Source organism: Paenibacillus sp. ALJ109b, assembly GCF_010747435.1.
In the GTDB taxonomy this organism is placed as follows: Bacteria; Bacillota; Bacilli; order Paenibacillales; family Paenibacillaceae; genus Paenibacillus; species Paenibacillus taichungensis.
Map to the genome: position 1 here is coordinate 18,653 of NZ_JAAIFP010000024.1, position 20,396 is coordinate 39,048.

General features: G+C 45.2%; 18 protein-coding genes. 16 read left to right on the forward strand and 2 right to left on the reverse strand.

What is annotated here, in order from left to right; all coding sequences use genetic code 11:
• The first annotated feature begins 13 nt into the window (after nucleotides 1–13).
• The 6 genes from G3352_RS21610 to G3352_RS21635 all read left to right on the forward strand — a co-directional run bounded on the left by G3352_RS21610 (nucleotide 14) and on the right by G3352_RS21635 (nucleotide 4,379).
• Entirely contained in the window at nucleotides 14–313 is a 300-nt protein-coding gene (locus G3352_RS21610) for a hypothetical protein (RefSeq protein ID WP_205524996.1), read from the forward strand.
• A gap of 93 nt (nucleotides 314–406) precedes the next feature.
• Entirely contained in the window at nucleotides 407–565 is a 159-nt protein-coding gene (locus G3352_RS21615; RefSeq protein WP_163759713.1) for a hypothetical protein, read from the forward strand.
• Between the two features lie 267 nt (nucleotides 566–832).
• On the forward strand, nucleotides 833–1,645 hold the full coding sequence (locus G3352_RS21620; protein WP_163759715.1) for a helix-turn-helix transcriptional regulator: 813 nt from the start codon (nucleotides 833–835) through the stop codon (nucleotides 1,643–1,645).
• A 121-nt stretch (nucleotides 1,646–1,766) separates the two neighbouring features.
• The gene (locus tag G3352_RS21625; protein ID WP_163759988.1) at nucleotides 1,767–2,720 is read left to right on the forward strand and encodes an aldo/keto reductase; all 954 of its coding nucleotides are present in this window, start codon (nucleotides 1,767–1,769) and stop codon (nucleotides 2,718–2,720) included.
• Nucleotides 2,721–2,953: 233 nt separating this feature from the next.
• Nucleotides 2,954–3,538, forward strand: a complete 585-nt coding sequence (locus tag G3352_RS21630) for a cupin domain-containing protein (RefSeq protein WP_163759718.1) — start codon at nucleotides 2,954–2,956, stop codon at nucleotides 3,536–3,538.
• 169 nt (nucleotides 3,539–3,707) lie between these two features.
• On the forward strand, nucleotides 3,708–4,379 hold the full coding sequence (locus G3352_RS21635) for a hypothetical protein (RefSeq protein ID WP_163759720.1): 672 nt from the start codon (nucleotides 3,708–3,710) through the stop codon (nucleotides 4,377–4,379).
• A 69-nt stretch (nucleotides 4,380–4,448) separates the two neighbouring features.
• Here G3352_RS21635 and G3352_RS21640 read toward each other — a convergent pair whose 3' ends face one another.
• Nucleotides 4,449–5,336 carry a LysR family transcriptional regulator gene (locus tag G3352_RS21640; protein ID WP_063563125.1) on the reverse strand — a complete coding sequence of 296 codons (888 nt, stop codon included), beginning with the start codon at nucleotides 5,334–5,336 and terminating at the stop codon, nucleotides 4,449–4,451.
• Between the two features lie 112 nt (nucleotides 5,337–5,448).
• On the opposite strand from G3352_RS21640, the gene zwf reads away from it, so the two are divergent.
• The 8 genes from zwf (at nucleotide 5,449) to G3352_RS21680 (ending at nucleotide 16,051) form a co-directional block, all read left to right on the forward strand.
• Entirely contained in the window at nucleotides 5,449–6,966 is a 1,518-nt protein-coding gene (gene zwf, locus G3352_RS21645) for a glucose-6-phosphate dehydrogenase (RefSeq protein WP_163759723.1), read from the forward strand.
• A 41-nt stretch (nucleotides 6,967–7,007) separates the two neighbouring features.
• Nucleotides 7,008–7,673 (forward strand): fructose-6-phosphate aldolase, encoded by a 666-nt coding sequence (gene fsa / locus G3352_RS21650; RefSeq protein WP_024630525.1) that lies wholly within the window; start codon nucleotides 7,008–7,010, stop codon nucleotides 7,671–7,673.
• Nucleotides 7,674–7,733: 60 nt separating this feature from the next.
• A complete protein-coding gene (gene gndA, locus G3352_RS21655) occupies nucleotides 7,734–9,152 on the forward strand; it encodes an NADP-dependent phosphogluconate dehydrogenase (RefSeq protein ID WP_064637026.1) in 1,419 nt (472 codons plus the stop codon).
• Nucleotides 9,153–9,439: 287 nt separating this feature from the next.
• Nucleotides 9,440–10,543 (forward strand): metallophosphoesterase, encoded by a 1,104-nt coding sequence (locus tag G3352_RS21660; protein WP_163759990.1) that lies wholly within the window; start codon nucleotides 9,440–9,442, stop codon nucleotides 10,541–10,543.
• Nucleotides 10,544–10,913: 370 nt separating this feature from the next.
• Entirely contained in the window at nucleotides 10,914–11,756 is an 843-nt protein-coding gene (licT, locus tag G3352_RS21665; protein ID WP_062328359.1) for a BglG family transcription antiterminator LicT, read from the forward strand.
• A gap of 144 nt (nucleotides 11,757–11,900) precedes the next feature.
• Nucleotides 11,901–13,820, forward strand: coding sequence for a beta-glucoside-specific PTS transporter subunit IIABC (locus G3352_RS21670; RefSeq protein WP_163759726.1), 1,920 nt, complete (start codon nucleotides 11,901–11,903; stop codon nucleotides 13,818–13,820).
• Between the two features lie 49 nt (nucleotides 13,821–13,869).
• Nucleotides 13,870–15,333 (forward strand): glycoside hydrolase family 1 protein, encoded by a 1,464-nt coding sequence (locus tag G3352_RS21675; protein WP_163759729.1) that lies wholly within the window; start codon nucleotides 13,870–13,872, stop codon nucleotides 15,331–15,333.
• 124 nt (nucleotides 15,334–15,457) lie between these two features.
• Nucleotides 15,458–16,051, forward strand: coding sequence for a 5' nucleotidase, NT5C type (locus G3352_RS21680; RefSeq protein ID WP_163759732.1), 594 nt, complete (start codon nucleotides 15,458–15,460; stop codon nucleotides 16,049–16,051).
• A 32-nt stretch (nucleotides 16,052–16,083) separates the two neighbouring features.
• On the opposite strand, the gene G3352_RS21685 is transcribed toward G3352_RS21680, so the two are convergent.
• Nucleotides 16,084–16,965 (reverse strand): helix-turn-helix domain-containing protein, encoded by an 882-nt coding sequence (locus G3352_RS21685; RefSeq protein WP_163759735.1) that lies wholly within the window; start codon nucleotides 16,963–16,965, stop codon nucleotides 16,084–16,086.
• A 137-nt stretch (nucleotides 16,966–17,102) separates the two neighbouring features.
• Here G3352_RS21685 and G3352_RS21690 point away from each other — a divergent pair, with 137 nt between their 5' ends.
• Both G3352_RS21690 and G3352_RS21695 read left to right on the forward strand, forming a co-directional pair.
• Nucleotides 17,103–19,814, forward strand: a complete 2,712-nt coding sequence (locus G3352_RS21690) for an alpha-L-rhamnosidase (protein WP_163759738.1) — start codon at nucleotides 17,103–17,105, stop codon at nucleotides 19,812–19,814.
• 171 nt (nucleotides 19,815–19,985) lie between these two features.
• On the forward strand, nucleotides 19,986–20,381 hold the full coding sequence (locus G3352_RS21695) for a VOC family protein (RefSeq protein WP_163759740.1): 396 nt from the start codon (nucleotides 19,986–19,988) through the stop codon (nucleotides 20,379–20,381).
• Nucleotides 20,382–20,396 lie beyond the last annotated feature (15 nt).

The window sequence follows — 20,396 nt, forward strand, 5'->3', positions numbered from 1 at the left end:
CCAGGGAACCGAAATGGCTATTATTAGTACGATTATTCTTTTTATACCTGGCGTTATCGTACTTGTTACAGGAATTAAAATGTGTAGTCGACCTAAATTCCATCCCAAGGCTGATCATTATCACTACCATTATGACAATGAAGAGGAATATGATGATGAAGGGTATTATGAGGATGAGTACCACGATCATGAATACGAGAAACCACAAGAACCTGTATCTCTGAATTGTTCAGGGTGTGGAGCCAAGGTAAAGGTATATCCGAATTTGTCTTCGGACTGTGAGTATTGTGGAACAACGATGAGGATCTCCTAGATTACATAATAGACACCATGACCATTTTGTTGATTCCCGATGTGATAGAAGCGAGCTATAAAGATTTGTTTTTTTGGAAGCAATCCACGGATTGTGAGTATTGTGGAACAACTGTTGAAGCACCGTAAAATGGTTGAGAATGGATACGAAAAGGATAAAAGGCTGATTCCTACATGGATTCAGCCTTTTATCTTTAAGCCCTTGGCTTTGGCCTCCATATTCCAATTGCAGGATTGCGGCCAGCTGGCGTGACCCCTTACTCCCGGTTTCTTTCAGGCCAGTTACCTGGCAGCGGCATATTGTTGTAAAGTTTCGACGTATACACAGTAAATTTCTCCGATCGTTGGGACCATGTTGTGCTCCTTTCGTTATGCATGAATCAATGCTAAGCTTCTTGTAAACTAAGGTTTTTGCAAAAATGATAATAAAAGAATTATATCAAAGGCGTTCAATCACATCCATTTAGGATAGAGCCGTATTTGAATCCATAGAAATCTGAATATCTAAGGGGGGTTATTTATGACTACAGGTATTAGCCGAAGTAAAAGACTAGGTGAATTTTTGAAATCTCGGAGGAGCCGGATTCAGCCAGAGCAAGCTGGGATAACCGGATCGTATGGACAACGCAGAACGCCGGGATTAAGACGTGAGGAAGTTGCCGTGCTTGCGGGTGTCAGTGCAACTTACTATACGTGGCTTGAGCAGGGGAGAGAGGTTAACGCGTCTCGCGAAGTGATGGAAAGTATAGCGGGTGCACTCCAGTTAAGTGAGGAAGAGAAGGGACACCTATACCGTTTATGGGACCCCAATGCAGAGCATGAATTTCCTGCCTCCTATTCACATCTGGAAGCGGGATGGCAGAGCATCATTAGTCAACTTGCATACCCTTCTTTTATTACGAATGAAAGGTCAGAAGTACTTGCCTGGAATGAGGCAGCGAATGAAAAGCTGTTCGACTTTTCCTCGATGAACTTGAAAGATCGTGTGATGATGCGAATGTTATTTCTGGATGTAACTCTCCGAGAACGTATGCATAATTGGGATGAATTTGCACGACATTCGGTAGCGGTGTTTCGTACGTACTATGACAAGTATCCAGGTGAACCGGAGTTTTCCAAAATAGTTCAACAGTTGAACGAGGACAGCACAGATTTTCAAAACATTTGGAATCTTCACCAGATAAAACAGAAAAAAGTCAACCGGATCTTTCTCGAGACCACAGATCGGACGGATGGCATTGCCCATGCCTATGATATTTTTTCCATGAGCAATCTCAACGAACAGTCAGGTATTCATTATTGTGTGTACATCCCCGTTGTGGAGAGACAATAACGATCAGGGTGGTAATTCTAGTACTAGCATAAACAGACTGTGGTTGGGTCTCTGTTCGTGAAATAGAATGAATACAAGTTCAATATCTTTCTATTTATTAACGAAAAGAGGGAACCACATGATCAAGACAAGAATGTTGGGAAGCGATAAATTGCAGGTATCCGGGCTTGGGCTGGGCGTAATGATGATGCCAGACAACCAAGAATCCGTTCATACAATCCAGGGTGCGCTGGATGCAGGAGTAACGATGTTCGATACAGCTGATCTGTACGGTGAATATGAAAAGCAGCGATTTGGAGGCAACGAACAATTACTTGGACGTGCGCTCAAAGGGCGAAGATCCGATGCTATTGTAGCGACCAAGTTCGGTATAACACATACCCAGGGCCCCAAGGGAGATCCGGCGTATATCAAAAAATCAGTAGATGCCAGTCTGTACAGCCTGGGCATGGATTATATAGATATCTATTATCAACATCGCCCTGATCCCAATACTCCCATTGATGAAACGGTGGGAACACTTGCTGATCTGGTACAGCAGGGAAAGATCCGTTATATAGGTCTGTCTGAAGCGTCTGCAGAGACTATTCGTCGTGCGAATGCCGTTCATCCCATTACAGCACTCCAAACGGAGTATTCATTGTGGAGTCGTGAACTCGAAGATGAGATATTGCCATTGCTCGGTGAGTTGAACATTGGTCTTGTGCCCTATAGTCCATTGGGTCGTGGCTTCCTAACAGGCCAGATCCGATCGATAGACGACCTGGCAGAGGACGATTATCGTCGTCATTATCCACGTTTCCAGGGTGAGTATTTCGAGAAAAATCTGGAGGTGGTGCACCTGATCCAAGAGCTGGCTATACAAAAAGGATGCACTGCTTCTCAGCTTGCACTCGCATGGTTACTCGAAAAGGGAGAACATATCGTTCCGATTCCTGGTACTCGCAGTTTGGAGAGAGTTCATGAGAATCTTGGTGCCTTACAGGTTTCTTTCACTAATGATGAATGGGCTGAGATTGAACGGATATCTCCCAAAGGATTTGCCGCAGGAGGCAGATACCCAGGTCTTGCTTAATTTAAGCCAAGCCTATAGATAAAATAAAACAATTAACGCCCCAGACCTGTTTTCAACAGGAAAAGGGTGTTTTTGTATTTTACTTGAGAGTGGATGATTTTCACCTAATGAACGGATGTAAGTAACATGGTCGGATAAAAATTACATTGGAACCGTGTCCTCGGTATTATCTCCGCTATTTAGCGCATACAGTACAACAATGAGATGTATGCCTATAAGGAGGAAACAGCGGTATGATTAATCCGGTTCGGCAAGCCCCAAATGTTCAACTAGCGGCCGATTCCACAGCGGTGTTGAATTATCAGCGTGATTCGCGCAATTATATTACCCAGTTGTTTGGACCGCAGCTGCCTACGATCAAAAATGGATTCTTCAATGTACACATGAGCAAAGGTATTATTGTGCAGCCACACTGGCATACAAATGTGACCGAGATGGTCGTTCTGATCAACGGGGAAATTACCACTTCTGTATACGATCCGTTCAAGCGGGAGCGAATAAGTTATCACTTGAAGCCAGGTCAGGTTTCGATATTCCCTCAAGGATGGTTTCACTGGTTTGTGGCGGAGACCGATGATGTGCACTTGTTGACGATTTTTGATCAACCTACACCGGACATTGTGTTGGGGGCTGACTTCCTGGCTGCAACACCGCCTGAAGTTGCCCATCGTGCATACTGTATTGATGAGGAGGCGTACAGGACGGCAGTGGCATCCATCAAAAATGACGCGATTTTGGGACCGCCGATTGGATGTGTGGATTCTGTTTCCGATCAGGCGATCAAAGCTTCCAAATCATCCAAAAACTCAAAGGGATAAAGTTATTTCGTTCTCCTATCAAATGACCGATTTCAGGCCCGTAACCGGAAAATTTTCCGATTACGGGCTTAAATTTTGTTCCATTAACACATTCCGGATTCTCTGTTAAGATAGGCATAACATTGGCTTGTTACAGTAGTAGCACTCAAAGAATGTGGAGGGACGATCCATGACCATGACTGAGCAGGAAATGCTGGAAACCGCGATGAGCTATGCACCTGTATTGATGTTTGATCGAAATGAACCCTTTTACCCGGATTTTGTAGGCGTTTCCATTCTGGATCAATCAGGAACTTCACCGTCATTTCACCGGGAGATTCATTTTCCGGTTGAGGCAGTCCAATATGTAATTGAATTTTCGATTTGGTGGGATTATGAAATAGGGCATTTGTACGAAATGGAGCATGTGTGGATATATGTGGGCCATGATGGTGAAGTCGTGGATTGTGAAGCCAGCTTCCATGGGAGAGTACTACGGGGATTGCTGAAGGATCGAGTTAATGTGGTTGGACACCATGTGTGTCTATACTCGCAGCCAGGCAAACATGCTTTTTCTCCGATCCCTGTAGTGTTTGAACTGTTGCCAGATTTGTATAGTGCAGCAGGCGCCAATGCGGGTTGTGACGGCCTGCTCGTGAACGAGATGTTCAAAGGTTATTTCCAGACCAATGAAGAAATTGACGCCAGCGTGCGGAGTTTTCTGCAGACCAAGGCGTTTGTTCCCTCTATGGAGTTTGAAGAGTTTGTACTTGAGCCGAGTCTATTCATGCCCTGGCAGCAACTGTTTGCTATGATTCCTGAGAGAATTGAGAGCAGATTGAGAGAACTTGAATTAAGATGAGAAAAAGTGCTTCATCATCCTTTTGGGATGACGAGGCACTTTTTTTGTAGACCAGTAGACCGACGAATCTTAATCCGCCTTGAAAATGAGATCCATAAACCGGTTGGCTGCCAGGGAAATTGGCATATTACGCTTTGTCATGATACCCACATGTGAAGGGGGCAGGGCAACATCTAGCTGAATTTCGAAGAGAGAGCCTTCTTCCAGTTCTTTGGAAATAAATTCACGGGTGACATACGATATGCCCAATCCCCTCCGTGCAAATTCGATTAACAAATCCACACTGCCGACCTCAATCTCAGGTTTGAGTGTGTAGCCATAGCTGTTGAACAGCTCCGTAATTGCCATCCGAACCCGGCTGTTTCTGGAGAAAAGAATCAGTTGATGCTCCAGCAACATTTCCAACGTCATAACTTTATCCTTCAGTTGAGCATAACGTTCGCCCGCGACAAAGCAGTCTTTGAGCTGGATACTTTCCCTGACCTCAAGTTGCGGATCAACGATAGGCATCCGCACAACACCCAGATCAATTTTGCCTTCTTTCAAAAACGTGATGACTTCCGGCGTTGTCCCATGACTTAGATGCAGCTTAATGTTAGGGTAGAGCACATGGAATTCTTCCAGATAGGACAGCATGTAATGCTTGAATAGCGAATCACTGCCACCAATCCTTAGCTCTCCGTTGTCTAAACTCTTTAATGCAGCCATTTTCTCCTCAGCCAGCGAGATCAGAATCTGGGATTGTTCAATATAAGAATACAGACTGACACCTTCCTGCGTTAGGGCAACTCCCTTGGAGTTCCGGTAAAACAACGTAAGACCAAAGCTTTCTTCCAACTGTTTGATGGCATGGCTGACACTTGGTTGAGTGATATACAACGCTTTGGCGGCTTGGGTCAAACTGCCTGTTTTGGCAGCCCAATAGAATACCTTATATAGTTCATAATTTGTTGTCATAGATATCGTCTATAGCTCCTGTGAAATATATTAATTACTTGTATGGCTATGAAACGTATTATAGTGTAACTACAGCAAAGAAACCAGAGTTACTTGGAAGGAGAATAGTGAGATGGAACCAACGAGCATTATTTTATTTGGTGCGACTGGCGATTTAGCCAAAAGAAAAATATATCCAGCCTTATATAATTTATACATTGAGCAAAAACTTCCGGCATCCTTCTCGCTGATTGGCTTGGGACGCAGAGAATGGTCTGATGAATTCTTTCAGGCACAAGTGGAAAAATCATTAAATGAATTTTCCAGACGCCCTGCTGATCCTGAAGTTGTAAAATCATTCGTACAGGCTTTCCGTTACAGTGTATTGAATATAAGCCATAAGGAAGATTATATAGAGCTGTTAAATTTAGTGGAACAAAGAGAGGCTGAACTTAGCATTCCATCCAATCGTTTGTTCTACCTTTCGGTTGGTCCAGAATTCTTCGAACCCATTGCAGAGAACATTCAGGGTAGTGGACTTGGATCAACTGAGGGCTGGAAACGCCTTGTGATCGAAAAGCCATTTGGACATGATCTACAATCGGCTCGTGACCTGAATCGCAAATTAAGCGAAGCATTCACAGAAGAAGAAATTTATCGGATTGACCACTATTTGGGCAAACCGATGGTGCAGCGTCTTGAAACCTTACATCAAAGCAATCCGATCATGAAGGCATTGTGGAACAACCGTTATATCTCCAATGTGCAGATCACCGCTAATGAGACTGTTGGTGTGGAAGAACGGGCATCCTATTATGATCATGTAGGCGCCGTGCGCGACATGTTCCAGAATCATATGCTGCAATTGCTTATGATGATGGCGATCCAGCTTCCATATAACAGCACCACGGAAAAAGTTGGTTCGAAGAAAAAACACATCATGGAATCGATCCAACCACTGCAAAAGCAAAACGTGGGTGCAAGCGTCATTCGCGGACAGTATGCTGCAGGAAACATTCAAGGCAAATCCGTTAGCGGATATGCAGCTGAACCGGGTGTTGCCGAGAATACGATGAATGATACTTTTATAGCTGCCAAATTGCAGATTGATGACTTCTTCTGGCGCGGAGTACCTTTCTATATCCGTACCGGTAAACGAATGAAGGAAAAATCAACTCGCATCGTCATCGAATTCAAGGAACCATCTGGACATTCCAACGTGGTTAACGGTTCCAAACCGAACCTGCTTGTGATTGAGATGAGTCCTGACCAGAGCATGACGCTGCAGCTGAATGCGAGCGACCCGCAAAACAAAGGCGAGTTCAAACCTGTTCATATCGATCTGTCACCAGATCGTGAGGATCTGGCCGAGGCTTATGAGAACTTGATTCATGACGCATTGCATGGTGATCCAACGTTCTTTGCCCATTGGGATGAAGTGGAACTGTCTTGGGCTTGGGTACAACCTATTCTGGATGCATTCCAGGAAAATTTGCTCCCACTTCATCTGTACCCGGCTGGAAGTTATGGACCAGCAGAGTCGGATGCGATGCTCGCTGCGGAAGGGCACCACTGGTGGTTTGACCAACCTGCCGATCAGCAGGCTGAAGATGATATTGAAGTTCCTCTGGCTGTTAATGCAAATCTGTAACATAAAAAACAAAAAAACATATCCCTTGGAGGTAATTGAATATGAAATTTTTCATCGATACAGCAAACTTGGTAGACATCAAAAAAGCATACAAAATCGGCGTCCTGTCTGGTGTAACAACTAACCCGTCATTGGTAGCCAAAGAAGGCGTGAAATTCGAAGACCGCATTGAAGAAATTTTGCGTGAGGTACCTGAAGTTGAATCCGTATCTGCGGAAGTAACACCAGATGCAATCACAGCTGAAGAGATGATTGCTCAAGCAGACGAACTGATCAAAATCAATAACAACGACAAAAACATCACAATCAAGCTGCCAATGACACTTGCAGGACTGGAAGCTTGTCGTTACCTGACTAAAAAAGGTGTGAAAACCAACGTAACGTTGATCTTTACAGTGAACCAGGCGCTGCTTGCTGCTCGTGCCGGTGCAACATATGTATCCCCGTTCCTGGGACGTCTTGATGACATCTCCGAAGATGGAGTGCAATTGGTTGCCAAAGTTGCTGAGCTCTTCCGTACACATAACTTGGATGCACAGATTATTGCGGCTTCTGTAAGACATCCGGATCACGTTACACGTGTAGCAATGGCAGGAGCACATATCGCTACTGTTCCATTCTCCGTCATTGAACAAATCTCCAAACACCCGCTGACAGATCAAGGCATGGACAAATTCGCAGCAGACTGGAAAAAAACAGTTCAGTAATAACGGATTGTTGATCTCTAATTTTAACCTACTATATATAAAGAGTATTGGGAGGACATAATGAGTAAACAACAGATCGGTGTCATCGGACTTGCAGTAATGGGTAAAAACCTTGCCCTTAATATTGAAAGCAAAGGATTCTCGGTTTCGGTATTTAACCGTTCCCCGGAGAAAACGAATGATCTTCTCAAAGAAGCCGAAGGCAAAAACCTGACAGGCGCATTCACGATTGAAGAGTTCGTAGCTTCCCTGGAATCCCCACGCAAAATCCTGATCATGGTTCAAGCGGGTAAAGCAACGGACGCTACCATTGAACAACTGTTGCCACACTTGGACGAGGGCGACATCATCATTGATGGAGGGAATGCATACTTCCCTGACACCCAACGCCGCAGCAAAGATCTGGAAGCCAAAGGTTTCCGCTTCATCGGTGCTGGTGTATCCGGTGGTGAAGAAGGCGCGTTGAAAGGCCCGGCAATCATGCCAGGCGGACAAGAAAGTGCGTATGCTCTCGTTGAACCCATTCTGACAGCCATTTCCGCTAAAGTAGGCGACGATGCTTGCAGCACATATATCGGACCAGATGGTGCCGGGCACTATGTGAAAATGGTGCACAATGGTATCGAATACGGTGATATGCAGCTGATCGGAGAAGCGTATCATTTGCTCAAATCCGTGCTGAATGTGTCCGTTGAAGAATTGCATGCAATTTTCTCTGAATGGAACCAAGGTGAGCTGGATAGCTACCTGATTGAAATCACGGCAGACATCTTCTCCAAATACGATCCGGAAACAGGCAAACCAATGGTTGATGTCATTCTGGATGCAGCTGGACAAAAAGGAACAGGCAAATGGACAAGCCAAAGCGCGCTGGATCTCGGCGTACCATTGTCCATGATTACGGAATCTGTATTCTCCCGCTTCCTGTCTGCAATGAAAGACGAACGCGTGGCAGCAAGCAAAATCTTGAATGGACCAGCAACTGAAGCATTCTCTGGCGACAAAAAAGCGTTCATCGAGAATGTGCGCAAAGCGCTATTTGCAAGTAAAATCGTATCTTACGCACAAGGTTTTGCTCAAATGCGTGCAGCTTCAGACGAATATGGCTGGGATCTGAAATACGGCAACATCGCCATGATCTTCCGCGGTGGCTGCATCATCCGTTCGCAGTTCCTGCAAAACATCAAAGAAGCATATGACAAGGATGCAGAACTGAAAAACCTGCTTCTGGACCCATACTTCCAAAACATTGTTGAATCCTACCAAGGTGCATGGCGTGAAGTCGTTGCAGCTGCGGTAACTCAAGGAATTCCGGTTCCTGGATTCTCCAGCGCGTTGTCTTACTATGACAGCTACCGCACTGAGCGTTTGCCTGCGAACCTGCTGCAAGCACAACGTGACTACTTTGGCGCTCACACATTCAAACGTGTGGACAAAGAAGGTTCATTCCACTTCCAATGGATGGACACTAACGAGTAATATGTAATTCGAGATCATTCAGCATTCCTGTGCTCGTTCATGATGTTAGTCAGTCATGAGCGGACGCAGGAATGCTTTTTTTATTCAGATGACAGGCTATGGGTCGACGTATCGCCTAAATAATGATTGGAATTTAAGTATTCCAAATTGTAATAAAATGTACGCATCTGAGGAATGGAAACAGATGTCCTCACCCCTTTAACTACGTTATACTTGTTCAGATGGACTGGAATTTGGTTAAGAGAAAATTCAGCAATCAACTTATTGACGTGGAGGTTAACGGAGGCATGTTCGTACTTGCAGGCATCTTGTTTTTGGTTGTGTATGGTTTATTAGTGTTTTACATAGGACGGAGCGGATGGAGCTGGATGAAGCCGGTTGTATCTGCGAGATTTCGTTGGTTTTACATCGTTGCGCTTGTATTTCTTGCAATTTCTTTCATACTGGCAAGGTTGTTTGGAAGTATTTCCTTCCTGAGTGTTATCGGTTCATACTGGCTTGCAATCTTTTCTCTGCTGTTATTGATCCTGCCGGTGGTTCATCTAACGCTATGGTTACTTAGATTAACCCGTATTCCAAGACATTACGCTCAAAAATGGGCAGGTGTGGTCACTCTCGTGCTGTTGCTGTCCACGTTGGGCTACGGTATCTATAACGCCTATAGTCCAGTCGTAAGACAATACAGCATTCAGATTGATAAAAAAGTGGAAGGTATCGACAGCCTCAACATTGTCATGGCTGCGGATATGCACTTTGGCCTGCTGTCCGGCCCTGCTCACGCTAAACGCATGGTGGAAGAAATTAACGCGTTGATGCCGGATTTGGTACTGTATCCTGGTGATATTATCGATGACAACCTGGATATGTACCTCAAGAGTGGAATTTCGGATATTATCAGCGGCATTCAGGCCCCTTACGGAGTGTACGCCTCACTGGGCAATCACGACAAGTATAACGGTCCGATCGAGGATCTGATTGCTGCTCTGGAGAAGAGTAATATGCAAGTTCTGTATGATGATAAAATTACATTGGACGATAAGATTACGCTAATTGGACGGAAAGACCGAACAGAGAAGGATCGGGCAGAAGTAGCGACATTGATGCAGGATACCGACTTAAGCAAGCCTGTGCTCATGATGGATCACCAGCCTTATGATTTGGATATTGCGGAGCAAAACCATGTAGATTTGGTTGTGTCTGGTCACACCCATCGTGGTCAGATCGCACCCGCTCAGTTTATTACTAAGGCCATCTACGAGAATGATTGGGGTTATCTGCAAAAAGGGTCCATGCACTCTATCGTGACCTCTGGATTCGGCTTCTGGGGACCTCCGATTCGTACAAGCAGTCGATCCGAGATTGTACAGATTCATGTGACGTTCCAGCAATAATTAGCGATATTAGTAACAGTGAGCCCTTCGGAAGAAGGGCTCCTATTTGTGCTCAAGGTAGATGAGTTACGCTGAAAAGAAAACACTTCCATTTTGAGTAGAAGACTTCTCCAGTTTGTTTCTGTATCAACATGTACATATTAAGACTGCATACCCTCACCCGTGGAACTGTAGGGAAATATTTCTTGAAAGCAAGACAAAGTAAAATAACAGTGGTAGCATTTTGGGTTGACACCGTTTTCAGGTTATGATAAATTATATCCGAGGCTTGTTACCGGTAATGCGGGCAAAACCACTATGGAAATGATTTTATTATTTCTATTTTGGTTTTGCCCTTTTTTAATCCTCAAAAAAAACAGGTGGGTCCATAATGATTATTAAACAGATATTTAATAACAATATTGTCAGTACCGTGGATGACAAAAATCAGGAACTGCTGATCCTCGGCCGGGGTATCGGGTTTAAGTTCAAGGCGGGCGATGAGATTGATGAAGAACGGATTGAGAAAGTATTCCGGCTTCAGGATGCATCGATCTATGAGAAGTTCAAGTCCATCGTCACGGAAGTGCCGATTGAAATTCTGCAGGCGACAGATGATATTGTGACACTGGCACGTACGCAATTGAACAAAACCATCAGTGACGGGATTTATGTTTCACTGTCGGATCACATTCATTTTGCTGTCCAGCGTTTGGAAAAGGGAATGATTACACGCAATCCGCTCTCCTGGGAAGTGCAGCATTTCTACAAGGCCGAGTTCGACGTGGCCCGGGAAGCGCTCACCCTGCTGAAGGAAAGACTGGATGTGGAGTTTCCGAAGGATGAAATATGCAACATAGCGCTGCATTTCATCAATGCGGAAGTCAATGATTCCATGAACGATGTCACTCATTTGATGCAGCTTCTTCAAGAGATCATGAACATTATCAAATATCACTTCAATGTCGAATTGGATGAAGATAGCGTCAACTATTTCCGTTTCATTACTCATTTGAAGTATTTCTGCCAACGGGTAATTACTCACTCGTCACATGACGATGCGGAGGAGTATTTATACGAGGTCGTACGGAAAAACTATCCCGAAACCTTCAAATGTATCGGCAAGATTGAGACTTTTATCCATAAGAACTATCAGTATGATATGACGCATTCGGAACAGTTGTATCTGACCCTTCATCTGGAGCGGTTAATGAAACCGAAGCGTGACCAATGAAATATCAGCACATGAACCAGAACCTAACTAAATATCTAATGGGCTTGTTACTGTTCAATCAGGCAATACCCGAATGAATGACACGTAGAAGACGTGGCTATTTGTTCGGGTATTTTTTATTGGAAAAATGAGGAGGAAATGATCATGAAACATCAGGAAACGGCACAGGAAATCATCAAAGCCGTTGGGGGAACAAACAATATCAACTCGGTGTATCATTGCGTCACACGACTGAGATTTGATCTGAAAAATAACGATAAAGTGGACAATAACTCACTTAAGAAACTGGATAAAGTGATGGGAACAAATATCTCAGGAGATCAATTCCAGGTGATTATCGGGAATGACGTGTCCAAAGTATTTGATGCTATGGTGAAGGAACATCCGGCTATACAGCAAAGTACAGAAAATAAACAAGCTAAACCGGAAAAAAATAAAAATGTAATTCTTAATATTTTTGAGACGATTGCGGGTGTCTTCGCACCAATGCTGCCAGCGATTACAGCTGCGGGTATGCTCAAAGGATTGCTTGCATTATTCGTATCCCTGGAGTGGATGTCAGCAGGTACTGACACGTACCGTATCCTTTCCGCCATTGGGGATGGCGTATTCTACTTCCTTCCATTGCTGATCGCGGTTAGTGCCGCTCGCAAATTCGGCAGTAATCCGTTTGTAGCCATTGCGCTAAGTACTGCGCTGATGTATCCCGATATGGGCGCATTGCTATCCAGCGGTGAATCGGTTGCGTTTATTGGCATTCCGGTAACGGCTGTCAGTTATGCCTCATCGGTTATTCCAATTTTACTTGCCGTATGGCTGATGTCTTATGTTGAGAAATGGGTTGACCGCGTTATTCCGGCAGCATTGAAGTTGCTGCTTGTGCCACTGATTACCTTGCTTGTTATGGTTCCGGTAACGCTGATTGCGATCGGTCCACTGGGTACATTTGTAGGCAGCGGCTTGTCTGGTGGCATCAACTGGCTGCTGAATGAAGGCGGATTGATTGCAGGTATTGTTCTTGGCGGCGCGATGGCGCTCATTATTATGACAGGTATGCACTATGCGCTCGTACCGATCATCCTGAGTAATATTGCTACACTTGGCTTCGATAAATTCTTGCCACTGACGTTCATCTCCAATATGGGACAGGCCGGAGCGACGTTGGGCGTATTCTTCCGTGCAAAAGACAAAAAGCTCAAAACCGTTGCATTGTCCACCAGCTTTACAGCTCTGATGGGTGTAACCGAGCCAGCTATGTACGGCGTGAACATGAAATATAAAAAACCGTTTGCCGCTGCGATGATTGGTAGTGCAGTGGGTGGCGGATTCGCACTTGCTTTTGGAGCCAAAGCTTATGTGCTTGCAGGTAACGGTGGTCTCCCGGGTCTACCATCCCTGATCGGACAAACCTTCTGGTACTCCTTTGGTGGTATGATTCTTGCCTTTGTTGTGGGTGCAATTATGTCTACTGTGTTCGGGATCAAGGAAGAAGAGGGCGATGCCGAGGCGTTGGCTCAATTCTCACCAGGCGCTTCTGCGGCACCAGCGGCAGCACCGTCCAACAATACTGCAACCGTGAACGTGGACGAAATGGGTGCTCCAACACCAACGAGTGATGCGGTAGCCATTGCACCGATGACGGGTAAAGCGATCGCACTTAAAGAAGTTAATGATCCAACGTTTGGCGATGAATTGATGGGTAAAGGTGTGGCATTTGTTCCAACGGTGGGCGAACTGGTGTCACCAGTTACAGGTACCATCATGAATGTATTCAAAACGAAACACGCGATCGTGGTCCGCAGTGATAACGGAATGGAGCTTCTGATCCATGTGGGGATCAACACTGTGAAACTGCGCGGTCAGTATTTTGAAGCCCATGTCGCTACGGGAGCACGTGTACAGGCTGGAGACAAATTACTCACGTTTGAACTTGATCAAATTGCCAAGGAATATGACATTACAACGGCGATGGTCGTTACGAATACAGCAGATTATAAGCAGGTTCTGCCTGTGAAATTGGGAGCAATTACGACAGGTGAAGAAGTATTGAAAGCTGAGATTTAAAGCTAAAGACAAACTTAAGACGACATCAATAAGAAGAGGAGAGATACGTATGATCAATCGACAAGGGTTTCCAGAAGGTTTTCTGTGGGGCGGCGCAATTGCCGCCAACCAGGCTGAAGGTGGATTTGATGCAGGGGGCAAAGGCTGGTCAACAGCGGATATGGTTCCTTATTTTGAGAAGAAGGATTACACCAACCTTAGAGAACTGATGCACGTGACCAGTGCAACGGTTGAGAAAGCGATGGCTCACCACAGTGCGAAGGGATACCCGAAGCGTTACGGTATTGATTTCTATCACCGCTTCAAAGAGGACATTGCGTTATTCGCTGAGCTGGGTTTCAAGACATTCCGTCTTTCCATCAACTGGCCGCGTATTTTCCCGAACGGGTACGATGCTGAGCCGAATGAAGAAGGATTGCGTTTCTATGATGAAGTATTCGACGAATTGCGGAAGCACAATATTGAACCTCTCGTGACGCTCTCTCACTATGAAATGCCAATGTCATTGGTATTAAAGTACAATGGCTGGGCAGGACGGGAAGTTATCGGACATTTTGTAAGATACGCCGAGACTGTCATGAATCGCTACAAAGACAAGGTGAAATACTGGTTGACGTTTAATGAGATCAACACAACCATTATTGAGCCATTCACGGGTGGAGGCATCATTGAGGATCGTGTCGATAACGTGATGCAAGCTTCATATCAAGCACTCCACCATCAGTTTGTTGCCAGCAGTCTGGTAACGCAGAAAGCACGTCAGATTAACCCGGACTTCCAGATTGGTTGTATGCTTGCGCGCATGATTCACTACCCGGCAACGTCGAAGCCGGAGGATGTATTGCAAGCTCAGATCGATAATCAACTGAACCTGCTGCATACCGACGTACAGGTGCGAGGCAGTTATCCAACCTTTATGGCTCGATATTGGGCTGAGCATGGCATTTCCATTGCGATGGAACCTGAAGACGAAGCGATCATGAAAGAGCATACGGTTGATTTCATCTCGTTCAGCTATTACACATCGCTGGTATCCGCAGTGAATCCGGAGGAATATGGGGTAACTGGAGGCAACTTGTACAGCACGATTAAGAACCCGAACCTGGAGCGTACAGAATGGGGCTGGCAGCTTGATCCGATCGGACTTCGTGTGGCGTTGAAAGAGCTGTATGATCGTTATCAATTGCCCTTGTTTGTCGTGGAAAACGGACTCGGTGCCAAGGATACGGTAGAGGCCGATGGTTCTATTAATGATGATTATCGGATTGATTATCTGAGAAAACATATTACACAAATGAAAGAAGCAGTCATGGATGGGGTAGACCTTATGGGTTATACCAACTGGGGTGCAATTGATATCATCAGTGCGTCCACTTCAGAAATGTCCAAGCGTTATGGCGTAATCTATGTCGATCAGGACGACAACGGACAAGGCACATTGGATCGCTATAAGAAAAAGAGCTTTGGTTGGTATCAAAAGGTTATCGCTACGAATGGCGAAGATTTGGGTTGATTTCAGGGGCAGTCCTTGCGCAGCAGTGATTGCGGCGCAGGGGCCGCTTTTTATTTTGAGCTCAAAAAGGATAGCGCTGTTACAACGATGATGATATACTGTGATCCTATTGGAGGGGATAAAGATGAAGAAACCTATTATTGCTGTAGATATGGATGATACAATATGTCATCTGGTCAAGCGAGCCATCTATCATAACAACATCAACTTCCCAACCCATCCGCTACGATATGAGGATATGATACATTGGGATACATCCCATTTGCGCCATCCGGATTGTACGCATGATGTATTTTACGGTCGGCCAGGGCTGTTTGAGGAACTGGAGATTTATGATGAATATGTAGTAGAAGAGGTGGAAAAGCTCCATCAAGCCTATGATTTGCTAATCCTAACGGCGGCTGAGCCCAAAACGGTTGTTGAGAAGTGGAAATGGCTCCAGAAGCATATGCCATACATATCTCCAGAACAGTTTATAACCTGTAAACGGAAGAACTTGATTAACTTCGATCTATTAATTGATGATGGAGCACATAACCTGATACCCGCGCTGAATGACGGAAAAAAAGTCATCTGTATCCCTCATCCATGGAATATAAACGAACGGGAGCAACATCAGTTTCCGTTGATGACCTCTTGGAAAGGTGCAAAGGCTTATGTAGATCGTCTGCTTGAGACAGAACATGAAGAGAGCAAGTTTGATCCTGTAAAGAAATGAACCCTGAGAAGGAACGAAAGGCAGGGACACACTTAATTCAATGGTTCTGCTCTGAAGTTCCTGCGATAGCCCTGAGGGGTTTCTCCCGTAATTCGTTTAAAGACGGCGTAAAATGAATCTACATCCCGGTAGCCTACAAGTTCAGCAATTAAACTGACTTTATGTTGTGAATTCTTCAGCAATTCACAGCTTTTTTGTATGCGCAAATGTTGCAGGTAGGTACCAAACGTCCGCCCAGTATGGGTCACGAACAAGCGTCCAAGATGTCTTTCGCTCCAACCAGAAATATTCACCAGTTCGTTTAGACGGATTCGTTCGTTAACATGTTGGTCCAGGTAATGAAGGATATGTTCCATATCAGTCGCATTTTCCTTCTCATTGCAGGTAGCTTGATGAATCTGTCTGTACGTTGTCACGACGAGTTGGCTAACAAGCGTATACAGGATCGTGGAAGAGCCGATTCCCGGAACGGCAGATTCGCGATACAGCTTTACCATTAATTCTTCCATCCGCTGGCTGTAATCTGTGATGGATACATAAGGAACCCGATTCTTTTCCAGGTCTGTCAGATGCTCTCGAATCTCCGCCTCCTGAATAATAATGGACAAGGTGTGGATCAGTTCGGAATTGAACAGACAGTTATAGATAATGAGTGGATGCTCTGATACATTCGCAGTAGCTGGGCGGAATACATGAGGAACGCCGACCGGAATAACAAATAACATCCCTTTGTGTACTGGAATAATATCGTCACCAATGTGATGAAAGCCCTTTCCTTCTGCCACATAACTATACTCAACAAACTCGTGTGCGTGAAAAGGAACCACAAAATCCTCGGAACATCGGTTCACGAACAGCTTCAGATTATTCTGGAAAAAGGATTCACTCTTGAACAGTTGTACGGTTGGATTCACGGAATAGCCTCCTTGGTTGGAATGACCAGATTACCGGGTTAAACTGTCCTCATTGCCGGGTATTTCCGATCACAGAATCGATATAATTATATCGTAACCTTGAATTGGAAACCACGATGGAAAGGGATGTTTCTCTGATGTTGACCGTAAGTCATCTGCGTTGTGAGTATAGAATAAATCCGATTGGACTAGACATCACGTCACCCAGATTAAGCTGGCATTTGCAATCCGATCACAGAAATTGTGTACAGTCAGATTATCAAATTCAATTGTCACGGACGGAAGATTTTGCTCAAATTGAATGGGATTCCGGCAAAAAGAGCTCTGATCAGTCCATTCATGTTGAACTGGAGCACTGGGTGCCCGAAGCACGAACCCGCTACTATTATCGCATTCGTGCCTGGGAACGTGCAGGAGATGAATCGGACTGGTCGGAGACAGCGTATTTCGAGACGGGATTCATGGGTAGTGAAGATGCCTGGCAGGCGGAGTGGATCACGGTTGATTCTTCCTCTCAGCAGGATGAGTCTTGCCCACGACTGCGTACCTTGTTTGAACTGAAAAAGCCTATAGCTTCGGCAAGAATATATGTGACTGCACTTGGATTGTACGAACTTCATCTGAATAACCAGCGAGTGGGCAAAGCATACTTCACCCCGGGCTGGACTAGTTATAGTAAGCGGTTGCAATATCAGGTCTATGATGTAACCGATCAGCTTCAGAATGGACAGAATATACTCGGGGCTTATCTGGGAGATGGCTGGTACAAAGGGTATTTGGGATGGGAGAAAAAGCAGAAGATATACGGTACGAATGCAGGTTTGCTGCTGGAACTTCATATTCATTATACCGATGGTTCAGAAGAACATATTATTTCGGATCGAAACTGGAAGAGTTCCCCCAGCGCCATTCGCAGCTCGGACATTTATATGGGCGAAACGTATGATGCACGTATGGAATCTGAATGGCAGGATTCATCCTTAGTCCAATGGTCGCCGGTAGGTGTGCTGAATTACTCGAAGGAGATTATTATTGCACAAGAGAACGTTCCCGTAACGCCAATAGAGCAAATTAAACCTATCGCCTTGTTTACAACTCCACTGGGAGAGCGTGTGCTGGACATGGGACAGAATATGGTCGGCTGGGTGAGATTCAGTATTCAGGGTGAAACGGGGCATTCGGTTGAGTTGCTACATGCCGAGATATTGGATCATCAGGGTAATTTCTACACTGAAAACCTGCGTGGTGCAACGCAGTGCATTCGCTATACCCTAAAAGGCGCTGGAGTAGAGACGTACGAGCCACGTTTCACATTTCAGGGATTTCGTTATGTGAAGTTGATTGGATTTCCGGAGGAGATTCGGCTCGAGGATTTCACAGGTGTAGTTCTGCATTCCAATATGGAGCGAACCGGTGATTTTAAAAGCTCCAGTCCACTCGTGAATCAGCTTCATCACAATATATTGTGGGGACAAAAAGGGAATTTCGTTGACGTACCGACAGATTGTCCGCAGCGTGATGAGCGGCTGGGCTGGACGGGAGACGCGCAGATGTTTATACGAACATCCTCATACCTGATGAACACGGCGCCTTTTTTCACCAAATGGCTGAGGGATCTGCAGGCGGATCAGGGAGAGGATGGAGGCATTCCTTTCTATGTTCCTGATTTGAAGAGTTCAACGTCAGACGGGTGGGCAGATACGAATCATTCTTCCGCTGCCTGGGGGGATGCCGCAGTGATCTGTCCATGGACGATCTACGAGATGTACGGTGATGTCAGGCTGTTGGCCGAGCAATATGACAGCATGAAGCGCTGGATTAATTACATTCATGCTCAAGGAGAGAATCCTTACTTGTGGAATACTGGCTTTCACTTCGGGGATTGGCTCGGGCTCGATTCCAAGCCGGACAGCTATATTGGGGCTACAGATAAGGAATTTGTAGCAACTGCATTCTATGCCTATTCTGTATCTCTAACACGGAAGGCTGCTGAGGTGTTAGGGCAGGCGGAAGATGTAACTTATTATGATAATCTGCATGACAACATTGTTGTTGCATTTCAAAATGAATTTGTGACGCCTGCGGGCAAACTTGCAGTCCCCACACAGACCGCGCATGTACTTGCTTTACATTTTGACCTATTGGATTCTACAGCTCGGAAACGTACCATTGATCAGTTGGGAAAACTGGTTGCGGACGCTGGAAACCACTTAACCACCGGATTTGTTGGAACACCTTATCTGAATCCGGTATTGAGTGATACGGGACATCATGATCTGGCCTATACGCTACTCTTTCAGGAAGACTATCCATCCTGGTTATATCAAGTGACACAAGGTGCAACTACGGTTTGGGAGCATTGGGACGGAATAAGGGAGGATGGCAGTCTGTGGAGTGCAGACATGAATTCATTCAACCATTATGCTTATGGCGCCATAGGGGAGTGGTTATATCGTTATGTTGCTGGAATTAACACAGATGAGCAACAGCCCGGGTTCCGCATCGTACACATCGAGCCCAAACCAGGACCAGGACTGGAGTGGGTGGAAGCGAGTTTCGAGACCATGTACGGTTCTGTCACATCCAACTGGTATCGTCGCGATAATAACGAGATGGAGGTTCGTGTGACCATTCCTGCCAATACGACGGGTACGGTCCTTCTTCCCGGAGCAGATGTACAGACAGTTCTGGAGAACGGAAAAGCGGTGGACCAAGTAGCGGACATTCACGAAATTGAAGCGAAGGGATCAGATGTACGAATTGCTCTGGGATCAGGAAGCTATCAATTCACTTACAAGGTAATTCAAGCAGATAAGGAAGTGCACGCACAGCAGGTGGAATCCGTATAACTGGTGTGCATTAGAGGAATCCGCAAGCAGGATCGTGAACTAATATAATAGCGAAAGCTGGACCCGAGTAGAGGATCTGCACACGCAGGTTCTCTTTTTTACTTGGATAGAGACATTTTTCTTCATTTTGATACGAGAATCTCAATATGCAATGAAGGGAGAAGTATAAATTTGACGACGGGAAAAATATTAGGTATAGCATACAATGTCATTCCTGTATCCAATGTTGAACAGTCCGCTGCTTGGTTTGTGAACCATTTTGGATTTAATATTAGACAGCCAAGAGAAGGCTATATTAGCCTTTTTAGAGATAATAGGCCGATTCTCGATCTGATTGAAAGTGATCATGATTCCAGAGCCGTATTTCAAGTGAAGCAGAAAAAGAGATGGGTGATCACTTTTTTTACCGACGATATCGTTAAACTTCATACTGAACTCATTGCTGGCCACGTCCGTGTTGGCAAAGTTAGTGATGAGGGCATATACGGAAAGTTTTTTACTTTTGAGGATCTTGACGGTAATCTGTTCGACGTCTGGGAGCATCACGACTGTGAATTAGTATATTAGGGTGAAGACGCATGG

Coding starts and splice junctions, on each gene's coding strand:
- fsa (WP_024630525.1), top strand. CDS start 7,008: ATGAAATTTTTCATCGATACAGCAAACTTGGTAGACATCAAAAAAGCA.
- G3352_RS21620 (WP_163759715.1), top strand. CDS start 833: ATGACTACAGGTATTAGCCGAAGTAAAAGACTAGGTGAATTTTTGAAA.
- gndA (WP_064637026.1), top strand. CDS start 7,734: ATGAGTAAACAACAGATCGGTGTCATCGGACTTGCAGTAATGGGTAAA.
- G3352_RS21610 (WP_205524996.1), top strand. CDS start 14: ATGGCTATTATTAGTACGATTATTCTTTTTATACCTGGCGTTATCGTA.
- G3352_RS21630 (WP_163759718.1), top strand. CDS start 2,954: ATGATTAATCCGGTTCGGCAAGCCCCAAATGTTCAACTAGCGGCCGAT.
- G3352_RS21640 (WP_063563125.1), bottom strand. CDS start 5,336: ATGACAACAAATTATGAACTATATAAGGTATTCTATTGGGCTGCCAAA.
- G3352_RS21635 (WP_163759720.1), top strand. CDS start 3,708: ATGACCATGACTGAGCAGGAAATGCTGGAAACCGCGATGAGCTATGCA.
- licT (WP_062328359.1), top strand. CDS start 10,914: ATGATTATTAAACAGATATTTAATAACAATATTGTCAGTACCGTGGAT.
- G3352_RS21680 (WP_163759732.1), top strand. CDS start 15,458: ATGAAGAAACCTATTATTGCTGTAGATATGGATGATACAATATGTCAT.
- G3352_RS21670 (WP_163759726.1), top strand. CDS start 11,901: ATGAAACATCAGGAAACGGCACAGGAAATCATCAAAGCCGTTGGGGGA.
- G3352_RS21660 (WP_163759990.1), top strand. CDS start 9,440: ATGTTCGTACTTGCAGGCATCTTGTTTTTGGTTGTGTATGGTTTATTA.
- zwf (WP_163759723.1), top strand. CDS start 5,449: ATGGAACCAACGAGCATTATTTTATTTGGTGCGACTGGCGATTTAGCC.
- G3352_RS21690 (WP_163759738.1), top strand. CDS start 17,103: ATGTTGACCGTAAGTCATCTGCGTTGTGAGTATAGAATAAATCCGATT.
- G3352_RS21675 (WP_163759729.1), top strand. CDS start 13,870: ATGATCAATCGACAAGGGTTTCCAGAAGGTTTTCTGTGGGGCGGCGCA.